9 protein-coding genes are annotated in these 13,607 nt (G+C 55.3%); 4 read left to right on the top strand and 5 right to left on the bottom strand.

Annotation, left to right across the window (positions count from 1 at the left end; all coding sequences use genetic code 11):
* Nucleotides 1–90: 90 nt before the first annotated feature.
* A complete protein-coding gene (locus tag HDE75_RS25750; RefSeq protein WP_183682698.1) occupies nucleotides 91–615 on the bottom strand; it encodes a hypothetical protein in 525 nt (174 codons plus the stop codon).
* A 128-nt stretch (nucleotides 616–743) separates the two neighbouring features.
* Nucleotides 744–1,250, bottom strand: a complete 507-nt coding sequence (gene ssb, locus HDE75_RS25745) for a single-stranded DNA-binding protein (RefSeq protein WP_183682695.1) — start codon at nucleotides 1,248–1,250, stop codon at nucleotides 744–746.
* 379 nt (nucleotides 1,251–1,629) lie between these two features.
* On the opposite strand from ssb, the gene uvrA reads away from it, so the two are divergent.
* Nucleotides 1,630–4,479, top strand: a complete 2,850-nt coding sequence (gene uvrA, locus HDE75_RS25740; protein ID WP_183682692.1) for an excinuclease ABC subunit UvrA — start codon at nucleotides 1,630–1,632, stop codon at nucleotides 4,477–4,479.
* Between the two features lie 84 nt (nucleotides 4,480–4,563).
* On the opposite strand, the gene HDE75_RS25735 is transcribed toward uvrA, so the two are convergent.
* A complete protein-coding gene (locus tag HDE75_RS25735; protein ID WP_183682689.1) occupies nucleotides 4,564–5,094 on the bottom strand; it encodes a hypothetical protein in 531 nt (176 codons plus the stop codon).
* Nucleotides 5,095–5,262: 168 nt separating this feature from the next.
* Nucleotides 5,263–7,134: a phosphoenolpyruvate carboxykinase (GTP) gene (locus HDE75_RS25730; protein WP_183682686.1), complete on the bottom strand. Its 1,872-nt coding sequence runs from the start codon at nucleotides 7,132–7,134 to the stop codon at nucleotides 5,263–5,265.
* 357 nt (nucleotides 7,135–7,491) lie between these two features.
* Between HDE75_RS25730 and HDE75_RS25725 the strand changes: the two genes are divergently transcribed.
* Nucleotides 7,492–8,505, top strand: coding sequence for a D-2-hydroxyacid dehydrogenase family protein (locus HDE75_RS25725; protein ID WP_183682683.1), 1,014 nt, complete (start codon nucleotides 7,492–7,494; stop codon nucleotides 8,503–8,505).
* On the opposite strand, the gene HDE75_RS25720 is transcribed toward HDE75_RS25725, so the two are convergent.
* The gene (locus HDE75_RS25720) at nucleotides 8,493–9,266 is read right to left on the bottom strand and encodes an L-asparaginase (RefSeq protein ID WP_183682680.1); all 774 of its coding nucleotides are present in this window, start codon (nucleotides 9,264–9,266) and stop codon (nucleotides 8,493–8,495) included. The two genes, HDE75_RS25725 and HDE75_RS25720, sit on opposite strands and share 13 nt — an antisense overlap.
* A 148-nt stretch (nucleotides 9,267–9,414) precedes the next feature.
* Here HDE75_RS25720 and HDE75_RS25715 point away from each other — a divergent pair, with 148 nt between their 5' ends.
* Nucleotides 9,415–9,900, top strand: a complete 486-nt coding sequence (locus HDE75_RS25715) for an asparaginase domain-containing protein (protein ID WP_034781194.1) — start codon at nucleotides 9,415–9,417, stop codon at nucleotides 9,898–9,900.
* A 574-nt stretch (nucleotides 9,901–10,474) separates the two neighbouring features.
* Nucleotides 10,475–13,252: a TonB-dependent receptor gene (locus HDE75_RS25710; protein WP_183682677.1), complete on the top strand. Its 2,778-nt coding sequence runs from the start codon at nucleotides 10,475–10,477 to the stop codon at nucleotides 13,250–13,252.
* The last annotated feature ends 355 nt before the right edge of the window (nucleotides 13,253–13,607 follow it).

The raw sequence follows: 13,607 nt of genomic DNA, 5'->3' as shown, positions 1-13,607 counted from the left end.
CAGGGGAAAACGTACGTCTTTGCTTGCTCATCAAACACCTCTCCATGGCGAGCATTCTCGCCTAAATCAGTGTCCGGGTACATTAAACCACTACACAGTGTGGCGTTGTTCGGTCAACGACAAATAGTGTGCATGGTCAAGTGAAAATCGACTACGCTGCGCATCCGTTAACCAGGAAAGATAATCACGAATGTAAATAATACGATTGCTGATCCAATCACTCCCTACTTCAGCCTCCGATTTGGGGCCGGGAAACAATTTAAGCCGCTTTGATGAGCAACTGTCACTCCCGACATTGGATACCTGTACCATCGTCTCGATAGCGGCCAGCGGTAACCGACAAAGTCGCAGCAAATCATCGACCTCGTCCGTACTAAGCGAAAAACCCTGCTGCATACGTATCGAAAGCGAAATGTCCCGCATGTCACAGAACAGCAGGAAAATCTTGATCGCTCGTAGAGCCTGCTCAATCGTAGCAGAAGCTAACCGCCTTCCACGCAGCATCTTCATGTTGAAGACCGTCGTCTCAAAGTGCGGGAGCTGTGTGTCCGAGTCGATGAGGTGCACGAAGCGCTCGCCGGTCGAAAAGACGGAAGTTTCGACTGAATAGGGCATCAGCTATTTACACCTTAAAAAGTTCCGACGTAAACTACGTTATCAGAAACAAAAATAAATGCAAATAAAAAAAAGCCCGTAGCTAAAGGCATACGGGCTAGTTAATTACAACCTACTAAAAGTTCTCGCTAGAACGGAATATCGTCATCCATATCCGAGAAGTTCGGCGCTGGCTTTGGTGCCGGGCGGGGGGCGGGGGCCGGGGCTGGACGGGGGGCTGGGGCCTGGCGTGGGGCTGGGGCTTCGTAGCCGCCGCCACCGCCGTAGCTGTCGTCGCCGCCAGCATCGCCGCCCATGCCGGAACGGCCGCCCAGCATTTGCATTTGTTCGGCGACGATGTCGGTTGCGTATTTCTCGACGCCGTCCTTGTCCGTATATTTGCGTGTTTGCAGACGGCCTTCGACGTAGACGGAGGAACCTTTTTTCAGGTATTGGCCGACGATTTCAGCCAGGCGGCCGAAAAACGAGATACGGTGCCACTCTGTCACTTCTTTTTGCTCGCCCGTGTTGCGGTCCTTCGATTTGTACGAAGTGGCCACGGCGATGTTGGCGATCGCGTCGCCGCTCGGCATGTAGCGGATTTCCGGGTCACGGCCCAGATTGCCGACGATGATGACTTTGTTGACTGATGCCATGAATAACTCCTGATGAACTGCAGCGGGAGCCGGAATTCCCGTGCGTTGGATTTTTTGCTAAACGAGAATTATAAGCCACCAGGCGACGCAAGGCACTCGCTTTCTGGACGCGTCAGCTAGCGTGCGGCAGCCTGTTTTTTTCACGGCAGGTGAAAACAAGAAACTTGAATACTGGTATTATATACAGTGTTTAAACGTCTGCACGCATCCATATCAATCTTTGTCGGGGCGTACAACAGGGCTGACGAAATTCCCCTGTGGGCGCCTCAGGCATGCAGATCAAAACCCGGCTATAGTAACAGGTTGACCCCTTGTGGCTCCCATCCGCGCTTACCCGCACTACGCTGGCCGCACCATATACTGAAAGCAAGGCAATCACATGGAACAGATCCGCATTCGCGGCGCTCGCACGCATAACCTCAAGAATATCAGTCTCGATTTGCCGCGCAATAAGCTGATCGTGATTACCGGCCTGTCCGGCTCCGGCAAATCCTCGCTGGCCTTCGATACGCTGTACGCAGAAGGGCAGCGCCGCTATGTCGAATCGCTGTCAGCCTACGCGCGCCAATTTTTGCAGCTGATGGAAAAGCCGGACGTGGACTTGATCGAAGGCCTGTCGCCAGCCATTTCCATCGAACAGAAAGCCACCTCGCACAATCCGCGTTCGACGGTGGGCACGGTCACGGAAATCCACGATTATTTGCGCCTGCTGTATGCGCGCGTGGGGACGCCGTATTGCCCCGATCACCCGGAAAACGCGCTGGCGGCCCAGTCCGTGTCGCAAATGGTCGACGCCGTGCTGGCCATGCCGGAAGACACCAAGTTGATGATACTGGCGCCCGTAGTAGCCAACCGCAAGGGCGAACATGTGGACTTGTTCGAGCAGATGCAAGCCCAAGGGTTTGTGCGTTTTCGCGTACAGAGCGGCACGCATGAGGCGAAGATATATGAAGTCGATGACCTCCCGAAATTAAAGAAGACGGAAAAACACACGATCGATGTGGTGATCGACCGCGTGAAAGTGAATGGCGAGATCAAACAGCGTCTGGCGGAAAGTTTCGAAACGGCTCTGCGCCTGGCTGATGGCCGCGCCATCGCCTATGAAATGGATACGGCCAAGGAACACGTGTATTCCAACAAGTTTGCCTGTAATGTGTGCGGTTATTCGCTGCAGGAACTGGAACCGCGTCTGTTCTCGTTCAACAACCCGATGGGCGCCTGCCCTGAATGCGACGGCCTGGGCCACATAGAATTCTTTGACCCGAAACGCATCGTCGCGTTCCCTAACTTGTCGCTGGCCTCGGGCGCCGTCAAGGGCTGGGACCGCCGCAACCAGTTTTACTTCCAGATGCTATCGAACCTGGCCGCCTTTTACGAGTTCGACCTGGATATGCCATTCGAGCAGCTGGACTTGAATTCGCAGCAAGTGGTGCTGTACGGCTCGGGCAAGCAGACGATCCCATTTACCTATGTGAACGAGCGCGGCCGTACCGTCATCAAGGAACACACGTTTGAAGGCGTAGTCAACAATCTGCAGCGCCGCTACCGCGAAACGGACTCGATGGCCGTCAAGGAAGAACTGGCCAAGTTCATCAATGAAAAACAATGCCCGTCCTGCCACGGCGCGCGCCTGCGCGTGGAAGCGCGCTTCGTCAAAGTGGGTACCGGCAAACAGCAGCGGGCGATTTATGAAGTAGCGGAAAAACCGCTGCGCGAGACGCTGGAATTCTTTGAAAAACTGAAGCTGACGGGCGCCAAGAAAGAGATCGCCGACCGGGTGGTGAAAGAGATTATTTCGCGCCTGAAATTCCTTAACAATGTGGGCCTCGATTATCTGTCGCTGGACCGCAGCGCCGATACCTTGTCGGGCGGCGAAGCACAACGCATCCGTCTTGCTTCGCAAATTGGCTCCGGTTTGACCGGCGTCATGTATGTGCTCGATGAACCGTCGATCGGTTTGCATCAGCGCGACAATGACCGTTTAATCGAAACCTTGAAACACTTGCGCGATATCGGCAATAGCGTGCTGGTGGTCGAGCACGACGAAGACGCCATCCGCACGGCCGACTACATCGTCGACATGGGGATCGGTGCGGGTGTGCACGGTGGTGAAATCATTGCCGAAGGCACTTTGCAAGACATCCTGAAGAACAAGAAATCGCTGACGGCGCAGTACCTGAACGGCAAGATGAAAATCGCCGTGCCAGCCAAGCGCCACGCCAGCAATCCGGAAAAGCAGCTGGTGATTACTGGCGCGACCGGCAACAACCTGAAAAACGTGTCCTTGAGCTTGCCAGTGGGTTTGATGACTTGCGTCACGGGCGTGTCCGGTTCAGGCAAATCGTCGCTGGTCAACGATACCCTGTACCCGGCCCTGTCGCGCCATTTATATGGTTCGCAAACGGAACCGGCGCCGCACCAGTCCATCAGTGGCCTGGAACATTTCGACAAGGTCATTTCCGTCGACCAGGCGCCGATCGGCCGCACGCCACGTTCGAACCCTGCCACCTACACGGGCTTGTTTACGCCTATCCGCGATTTATTCTCGACCGTGCCGACGGCCAAGGAACGTGGCTACAGCGCCGGGCGTTTCTCGTTCAACGTCAAGGGTGGCCGCTGCGAAGCGTGCCAGGGCGATGGCGTGATCAAGGTCGAGATGCATTTCTTGCCCGACGTGTATGTGCCCTGCGATGTCTGCCACGGCAAGCGCTACAACCGCGAAACGCTGGAAGTACAATACAAGGGCAAGAACATCACGGAAGTGCTGGACATGACGGTGGAAGATGCGCACACCTTCTTCAAGCCAGTGCCATTGATCGCGCGCAAGCTGCAAACCCTGCTGGACGTGGGTCTCGGTTATATCAAGCTGGGCCAGAGCGCTACCACCTTGTCGGGCGGCGAAGCGCAGCGCGTGAAACTGTCGCTGGAGCTGTCCAAGCGCGACACGGGCCGCACCCTGTACATCCTCGATGAACCGACCACCGGCTTGCACTTCCACGATATCGACCTGCTGCTGAAAGTCATCCACCGCCTGCGCGACCAGGGCAATACCCTGGTGATCATCGAGCATAACCTGGACGTGATCAAGACGGCCGACTGGATCGTCGACCTGGGCCCTGAGGGCGGCGCTGGCGGCGGGCAAATCATCGCTACCGGCACGCCGGAAGACGTGGCCCTGAATGCGGCCAGCGTGACGGGTAAATACCTGGGGCCGCTGCTCAAACAGTAATTCTGCAAGCCCATGAAAAACGGCGCGGATTGCCTATGCAATGCGCGCCGTTTCAGCATGGCGTTGATGGTCGGGAAAAAGTGCTCAATCCAGCACAGGCAAGGCCACATTTTTTTCGCTGGCCATCAAGGCGATCTGCGCTTCCTTATACTGAAACACCTTTTCCATCGTCCGAAAAACAAGTTCGGTTTCTTCCAGTACGCGCGGCCCATGTAGACAGATGCCATGATCCACTGTCGATGCTGGCGCACTGATCGCGGATTTCCAGGCTGGCGATGACATCACGGCATCCAGGCGTTCGCCCACGCTTCTTCGCTCCATTTCCAGCGCCCGTCCCTCGTCTGCCTGCATGATATTTTTCATGAAAATATCGGCATCGTTTTCTGACCATACGCCGGCCTGTATCAAAGCGGATCTCATCAGCGACACTTTTTTCTGATGTGCCCGCATCAACGTATCGGCACGCTTTACACCATCATCCAATTTATCGCCAAACTTGGTCGCATACTGTTTGGCATAGTCTGGCCGCTCACAGTCGTGGAAATGATCTGCGTGAGCGCTGCCAGCGAGTAAAGTTGTGACCAAGGCGATTATTCCCGATAAGACTTTATTCATTTTCTGCCATTCAAGGTAGGCATTACATTCTCAAATAGAATTAAAAAACGGCGTGGACTGCTCATGCAATCCACGCCGTTCCTCTTTTTTAACGCACGCCAGTCATTGCCAGCGTGTCATTTATCGCACGCCGGTCTTTGCCGGCGTGTTTCTCCCCCACATTACTCCTTAGTCAGCCAGGCGCTGCTCCAGCGCGGCCTTATGATCTGCCAATTCTTGCGGCAGATGATACGCGAGTTTTTCAAACAACTCTGCATGTAATTTCAACTCTTCCACCCAAGCGGCCTTGTCGATCGAGGTGATGGTGTCGAACTGTTGCTGCGTGAATGGCAAGCCATCCCAGTTCAGGTCGCCATATTGCGGCGTGGTGCCGAACAGGTTTTCCACGCCGCCCGCCTTGCCTTCGATACGCTCCAGCATCCATTTCAGCACGCGCATATTGTCGCCAAAACCAGGCCAGACAAATTTGCCTGCTTCATCGGTACGGAACCAGTTCACGCAGTAAATTTTTGGCAGGGCTGCCGCATTCACTTTGCCCACTTTGACGCCCATGTCCAGCCAGTGCTGGAAATAATCGCTCATGTTATAGCCAATAAATGGCAACATTGCAAATGGATCACGACGCACGATGCCCATCTGGCCTACGGCCGCGGCTGTCGTTTCGGAACCCATGGTCGCTGCCATGTAGACGCCTTCGACCCAGTTGCGCGCCTCGGTCACCAGCGGTACGGTGGTAGAGCGGCGGCCGCCGAAGATGAAGGCCGAGATCGGCACGCCGGCCGGGTCGTCCCAGGCCGCATCGATCACTGGGTTTTGCGTGGCTGCAACAGTAAAGCGCGCGTTCGGATGGGCGGCCTTGGTGCCGGACGCTGGCGTCCAATCCTTGCCTTGCCAGTCGATCAGGTGGCTCGGGGCTTCCTTGGTCAAGCCTTCCCACCACACGTCGCCATCGTCGGTCAGCGCCACGTTAGTGAAGATGGTGTTGTCGCGCATGGAGGCCATGCAATTGAAATTGGTTTTTTCGTTGGTGCCCGGCGCCACGCCGAAGTAACCGGCTTCCGGATTGATGGCGTACAAACGGCCATCGGCACCCGGCTTGATCCAGGCGATATCGTCACCGATGGTAGTTACTTTCCAGCCGTTAAAACTGGCAGGCGGGATCAGCATGGCGAAGTTAGTCTTGCCGCAAGCCGAAGGGAACGCTGCCGCCACGTAATGCTTCTTGCCCTCCGGCGATTCCACACCCAGGATCAGCATGTGTTCGGCCAACCAGCCCGGATTGTCATTGGATGCTTGCGCTTCCTGATGGCCCATGTTCGAGGCGATGCGCAGCGCGAAGCATTTCTTGCCCAGCAGCGCATTACCACCGTAACCGGAACCGAAGGACCAGATTTCACGGGTTTCAGGGAAATGCACGATGTACTTGGTGCTGTTGCATGGCCATTTCACGTCTTGCTGACCAGCTTCCAGAGGTGCGCCCACGCTGTGTACGCACGGCACGAATTCGCCATCCGTGCCCAGCACGTCATACACGGCACGGCCCATGCGGGTCATGATCTTCATGTTGACGGCGACGTAAGGCGAGTCGGACAGTTCCACGCCGATATGGGCGATCGGCGAGCCCAGCGGGCCCATCGAGAATGGCACGACATACATGGTGCGCCCGCGCATGCAGCCATCGAACAGGCCGTTCAGGGTGTGGCGCATTTCGCCAGGCTCGGTCCAGTTATTGGTCGGGCCGGCCGCTTCTTTGGTGGCCGAGCAAATATACGTGCGGTCTTCGACGCGGGCCACGTCGCTGGGGTCGGAACATGCCAGGTAGGAATTCGGTCGCTTTTCAGCGTTCAGCTTTTTCATGGTGCCGCTGGCTACCATCTCGGCGCACAGGCGCTCGTACTCTTCCTGCGAGCCATCACACCAGTAGATACGCTCCGGCTTGGTCAGCGCAGCAATATCTGCTACCCAATTGATAAGCTTCTGTTGTTTGATGTAAGCTGGGACGTTGAGTGCGGCGACACCACTCATGACGGGCTGATTCATGTTACCTCCAATACCAATAAAAGAAATTCTGGTCGTTCCGGCAAGACAAGCAGCATCGTTGAGAGGTGGCTGCGGCTCACTGCGGGCGGGTAGATCACGCCGGCGGGCTCTGGTGTCGTGTCGGCCGCGGCGCAGGCGCCAGCGGCTGTTTCCTTGATCATGCCCCAAGGCGGCTGCAACGGTATTGCGCCTGATGACAGATCAGGAATCATTAAAAGTGCCGGCGATTGTACACCCGCAAAACAGCTATTCTCGCAAAAATGTAGGAAGATAGCTTGACTAATGTAGTAGGCTATTCAGCATTTTCCGTATCGTGTTATTTCCCTACCAAATCTTTCATAAAATCTGCCATCTACCATGAAAATAGCCATACTCGATGATTATCAGGATGCTGTACGTACACTCGATTGTTTCAAATTAGTCGATGGGCATGAGGTCAAGGTCTTCAATAATACGGCGCGCGGACTGGGCCAGCTGGCGATCCGCCTGGCCCAATTCGATGCGCTGGTGCTGATACGTGAACGCAGCAGTTTCAACCGCGCGCTGCTATCGAAACTGCCGAATCTGAAGCTGTTGTCACAGACAGGCAAGGTAGCCGGCCATATCGATGTGGCAGCCGCCACGGAACTGGGCATTGCGATTGCGGAAGGTGTCGGTTCGCCGACGGCGCCGGCTGAACTGACGTGGGCGCTGATCATGGCGGCGCAGCGCAAGATCTTGCCGTACGCAGAGCACCTGAAAGAGGGCTTGTGGCAAACCTCGTCGATCGAACCTGCACTGAACACCCTGGGCACGGTACTCAAGGGACGCACCCTGGCCATCTGGGGTTATGGCAAGATCGGCCAATTGATCGCCGGCTATGGCCGCGCCTTCGGCATGAACATCCTGGTCTGGGGTAGCGAGGCCAGCCGTGCGGCAGCGGTAGCGGCCGGCGATACAGCAGCCCAATCGCGCGAAGCATTCTTTGCACAGGCTGATGTACTCAGCCTGCATCTTCGCCTGTCCGACAAGACGCGTGGACTGGTGACCAAAGAAGACTTGGCGCGCATGAAGCCGACGGCATTGTTCGTCAATACCAGCCGCGCCGAACTGGTGGAAACAGGCGCGCTGGAAGCGGCACTACCGACAGGCCGCCCGGGCGCGGCGGCACTCGATGTCTTTACGAATGAGCCACTGCCGCCCACCTCGCCCTTGCTGAAATTGCCGAATGTGCTGGCCACGCCGCACCTGGGCTATGTCGAGCGCGACAGCTATGAGCTATATTTCCGTTATGCACTGCAAAATATCGTCGATTTTGAACAGGGGCAATGCACGCGTCTGCTTAATCCCGAGGTGCTGCAACACGCGCGCCAGCAGCCTCAGGAGCGCTGAAAACCCTTCAGCAAATCGGGTTCGCCCGTGATGCTGATGGCTGGTGCGGGCAGCACGTGGGTGCCCGTCCACAAGCCGGCCCAGCCCGGTGGCCAGGGCAAGGTGGGGCCCGCATACGGCGCCAGGCCGGCACGCACGCCAATAACAGGTACGGGCGGCATGTCTTGCAAGGGGCCGCCATCGGGGCGCTGCATGTCCAGGCTATACATATAGTTGGGCAACAAGGCGTCGCACACTTGTGCAAACCAGGCTGCGTGGTCTTCATCGCGGCCCAGGGCCTGGGCCAGTCCTTGCGGATCGAAACGGGCCAGTGCATCAATCAGCTCGCCTGTAGAAGCACCTGGCGTATCGCCCCAGCCCATCACGGGATTGACGTTGTAATCGGCGCCCGAGCCATACCAGCCTTCACGCCACGGCCTCTGCATCCAGTCGCGCGGGCCCGTAAACAAATGCCAGCGCCAGTGCAGGCCGGACGGTTTCGGCCAGGCATACAGATACAGTTTTTGATAACCGGCGCGGTGTAGTTCGCGCACCATGGCCATCAGGCGCGCATGGGGCATGCGGTCTGGCGGGGCGCGGCGGAACAGGATAGCTTCGCCATCGGCAAATTGCACGTCGTCGGTCGACAGATTCAAGTCCAGAGTGCGCGCCTCGCTGCCGAAACGGGCGGCGATCCACCCCGTCAGCAAATTGACGGACGTGATCACGCCGTAACCGCGGTGACGGTGAAAAATGACGGTGCCGGGAGCGAGCGCTTTCATACGGGGGTCCAGCCGGTAGGCGAGGCAAAGAATCAAGTGTACTCACAGATGGCCGAATTTTCCAGGCGCCGCAACAAGCTCCATTCGCCTCAGGTCCGCTATTCACGCTATCATGCGCGTCATTCTCCACTGACATCGTGACCACATCATGACTTTGCGCATACTCGCCACTGGCGGCACTTTCGACAAACACTATAACGAATTGAACGGCACCCTGGGCTTTTCCGACAGTCATTTGCCGGCTGCCATCGCCCGTGCGCGCATGACGGCGCCCGTGGCGCTGGAACAATTGCCGCTGCTCGACTCGCTCGACATGCAGGATGCAGACCGTCAACGCGTGCTGGCCTCGTGCCGCGCCGCGCAGGAAAAAGCCATCGTCATCATCCACGGCACCGATACTATGCGCGAAACGGCGCAAGTGCTGGGCGCGGCGAACCTGCAGCAAACGGTGATTTTGACGGGCGCCATGATTCCCTATGAAATCGATAACTCCGACGCCCTGTTCAACCTGGGCTTTGCCTGCGGCGTGGCACAAACCTTGCCTGCCGGTGTTTATGTGGCAATGAATGGCCAGATTTTTGCTTGGGACAATGTGCAAAAAAACCGCGCAGCCGGCGTTTTCCAGCCTCTATAACTAGCGCGAAAAATACCAGACGCCCCCTAAAAACACTGCAATAGAAACCCGCTACGGCGGGTTTTTTTACGTCTATCGTCGACTATTTATCAAAAATTTGAGTAAAAACACGCCACGATTCCTATGCAAAAAAACAAATTTCAAGCTAAGTGACTACACTGAGACAAGAAAAATATTGCAATAAAAATCATTATCCAAGCGTCATCGCGATGCTTATTTAACAAACTGTTGTAAAAAAACACCATTCGAAATTTCCCATTTGAAAGAAAAACAATTCATTTCGTTTATATATTCAATTAATTACTGAATAATATTTATTATTTTCAATTAATCCACAAATTACGCACCAGTAACGTGCATTTTTTTTGTGTCACGTTACATAATACTTGCCTCGATGAGCGAGTTATGTTTTTTTGGCAATACCATATCACTATTGCTCAAATTCCTGTGTTTTTTGATAACTGGATTTTTGTTTGCCTCATACCAACTAATCACCTACCCACGGTGATCTGGTTGGCGCTCGCATGTTGTTCATCGTTGCCACTAAAATAACTACTATCGGAGTAATGCAGCAATGGCTTTACAAATCAAAATTGGCGTACGTTCCGTACGCCTCGCGATGACTGTCCTGGCAGGCACCGCATTCATGGCTGGCCACGCGATGGCTGCCGAAGAACAAATTCAAAAAGTTGAAATTACCGGCTCGTCGATCAAACGTATCGCCGTTGAAGGCGCGTTGCCAGTGCAACGCCTGTCGCAAGAAGCGATCGCCAAATCGGGCGCGACTTCCGTAGCCGACCTGATCCAGGCTCTACCTGCCATGCAAGGTTTTACCATCGGCGCAGTCGCCGCTGGTTCGAATTCGGGTGGCAATACCAGTGCATCGCTGCACGGCATTGGCGAAACCTACACGCTAGTGCTGTTGAATGGCCGCCGTATCGCGCCACAAGGTTCGGGGACCACCGTCAACCTGAACGCCATTCCGATGAGCGCGGTTGAGCGCGTCGAGATCCTGACCGATGGCGCTTCGGCCCTGTACGGCTCGGATGCAATCGCCGGCGTGGTCAACTTCATCCTGAAGAAAAACCAGCAAGGCGGCAACGTCGAATTCACCTACGGCGGCCCGGAAGAAAAAGGCGGCAACGCTTGGAATGCCAACGTTACCTATGGTTTCGGCAACCTGGAAGAAGACCGTTTCAACGTGCTGGTATCGTACCGTCACGACGAACAGTCGACGCTGAAAGCAGTTGACCGCTCGTTCGCCGATACGTCATATGTGAAATTTTCCCGCAATGGTAACAATTACCTGTGGGATCGCACTAGCACTTCGGCTTCCCCAGCTGGCGCCACTGTTGCCTACAACAACCCTAAAAGCGCATCGACGGCTTTTTCACCGTACCTGCTGCAAAACGGTGCTTGCCCTAGCAATTCTTACGTTACCACCAGCAACGCACGCGCTTGCGGCTTCGACACCGGTTCGACCGTAGAAATCGTGCCGCAATCGAAACGCGACAGTCTGTTCACCAAAGGCACGTACAAGCTCAACGACAACCTGAACGCGTTTGCCGAAGTGGCTTATTCGCGCTACGACCTGACTGCGCGTATCGCTGCCAATCCGATTCCGATCTCGATCGCGCAAACGGTAAACAACCCGAAAACCGGCAAGGATGAACTGGTCTTCAACAATGCAGCCGCTTATGCAACGTACATTCAGCCATACCTGACGCCTGCGCAACAGGCCGATATCAAGTCGATCACCGCCAACTACCGCAGCACGGATTTTGGCCTGCGCGCAAGCAATACCATCACCCAAACCAAACACATGGTTGTGGGCCTGGAAGGCGAACTGGGCGCATGGAACTTCGAAAGTGGCCTGACCTGGTCGCAAAACGCGATCGACGAGCGCTACACGGGCGGCTACGCCAAGAACCAGGCGTTCCAGGACCTCATCGCCAACCCGGCTTTCAACCCGTTTGCAACGCAACAGGCAGCCTCGCTGCAATCGCAAATCGCGGCCGCGCAATTCATCGGCTCGATCCGCACGGCATCGACCACCATGCGTGGCGTCGACACACATGGTTCGCGTGAACTGTTCGATTTGCCAGGCGGCAAAGCCAGCCTGGGTGTAGGTGGTGACTACCGCACCTACCGCTATGAGCAGTCGCCAGACAGCAATGGCACCACCAAAGACATTTACAGCTTTAACACCTCGCCAGCATACGATATGAGCCGCGACACCTACGGTGCGTTCGTCGAATTGTTGGCACCGCTGACCAAGTCGTTTGAAATGACTGTCGGCGGCCGTTACGATGCGGTAAAAGCGATTGATGACAAGCTGGCGCACAAAACTGTCGGCAAAAAAGACAGCGCCAACACCTACAAGGTTTCGGCACGCTGGCAGCCGGTACAAACCGTACTGATCCGTGGTTCTTACGGTACCGGCTTCAAGGCGCCAAGCATGCTGGACCTGGCCCAGCCACTGGTGAACGCAGGCTTTACCGCCAAGTCATTCGCTTGCCCATATCCAGGCACCGCATACTGCCGCGCAGAAGCGATCCAATACAATGCGGTATCGGAAGGTAATCCAAACCTGCAGTCGGAAAAATCGAAACAGTTCACACTGGGCTTCCGTATCGAACCGAGCGCAGCCTTCTCGTTTGGTGCCGACCTGTGGGATGTGAAACTGCGCAATGCCGTCTCGGAAATCACCGAAGACCAGGCATTTGCCGACCCGACGAAGTATGCCTCGAGCTTCACGACCTACACCGAACCGTCGACCGGCAATACCTACTATGCTTTCAAAAAACTGCAAGTAAACATCGGCAAGAAGGAATACCGTGGTATCGACTGGGATCTGTCGACCAACCACAAGTTTGACTTCGGCAAGCTGACCACTCAACTGAGCGGTACGCATATGTTGCACGCCAACTACACCGTAGCAGGCAGCGATAATGTTTTCACCAGCAACATGAACTTCTTTGGCGACACCAACGAAGTCACGTTCCGCAATCTGATGAAGCTGACGACGACCTTGGATACTGGCCGTCTGAGCAACACCGTGATTGTGAACTACCGTAACGGCTACACCGATGCTGCGGCAAACGTGCGTAATCTGGGTACGGGAAAAAACGAAGTCTTGCGCCTGGAAGTGCCGTCATACACCACGTTCGACTGGCAAGCACGTTTCGCCTTTAATAAGCAAACCACGATACGCGCTGGTATCAAAAACCTGTTTGACCGTGAACCACCTCTGTCGCTGCGCGCTTCGTCGGGCCACCAGGTTGGCTTCGACCCACGCTACGCTGATCCAATGATGCGTTCGTTCTACGTTACCGGCCAAATGAAGTTCTAATTTGACCTTGTTAATCTGAACTGACTGGCGAAGGGCCTTGCAAACGCAAGGCCCTTTTTTATTTCTCAAGCTGGCTTGCTGTGATTATTTTTCTCGAAGCCACGTCGTCCTGTCAGTGAGCTTTTTCAATCAGAAATACATGCGTACGATGGCCACACGGATGACGGGAATTTCTATGCCTAGCCGCGTACCTTCAATCTGGCACTAAGGGGAAACTTCAAAGGCGACCGCACCTTGTCCAAGGTTATTACGCTACAGCAACGTCGCAGTGCAGCAACAAAACACATGGCAATATTGATATAAGAATAAACAAAATACTGTTTAATTTCCAATAGGAAATTAAAGAAGTAAAAAA

The organism is Janthinobacterium silvisoli (assembly GCF_014200725.1).
In the GTDB taxonomy this organism is placed as follows: Bacteria; Pseudomonadota; Gammaproteobacteria; order Burkholderiales; family Burkholderiaceae_D; genus Janthinobacterium.
Note: the sequence above shows the minus strand (reverse complement) of the source record. Positions and strands in the feature narration are given on the sequence as shown.

Coding starts and splice junctions, on each gene's coding strand:
- HDE75_RS25735 (WP_183682689.1), bottom strand. CDS start 5,094: ATGAATAAAGTCTTATCGGGAATAATCGCCTTGGTCACAACTTTACTC.
- HDE75_RS25730 (WP_183682686.1), bottom strand. CDS start 7,134: ATGAATCAGCCCGTCATGAGTGGTGTCGCCGCACTCAACGTCCCAGCT.
- HDE75_RS25715 (WP_034781194.1), top strand. CDS start 9,415: ATGACTTTGCGCATACTCGCCACTGGCGGCACTTTCGACAAACACTAT.
- HDE75_RS25720 (WP_183682680.1), bottom strand. CDS start 9,266: ATGAAAGCGCTCGCTCCCGGCACCGTCATTTTTCACCGTCACCGCGGT.
- HDE75_RS25725 (WP_183682683.1), top strand. CDS start 7,492: ATGAAAATAGCCATACTCGATGATTATCAGGATGCTGTACGTACACTC.
- ssb (WP_183682695.1), bottom strand. CDS start 1,250: ATGGCATCAGTCAACAAAGTCATCATCGTCGGCAATCTGGGCCGTGAC.
- HDE75_RS25710 (WP_183682677.1), top strand. CDS start 10,475: ATGGCTTTACAAATCAAAATTGGCGTACGTTCCGTACGCCTCGCGATG.
- uvrA (WP_183682692.1), top strand. CDS start 1,630: ATGGAACAGATCCGCATTCGCGGCGCTCGCACGCATAACCTCAAGAAT.
- HDE75_RS25750 (WP_183682698.1), bottom strand. CDS start 615: ATGCCCTATTCAGTCGAAACTTCCGTCTTTTCGACCGGCGAGCGCTTC.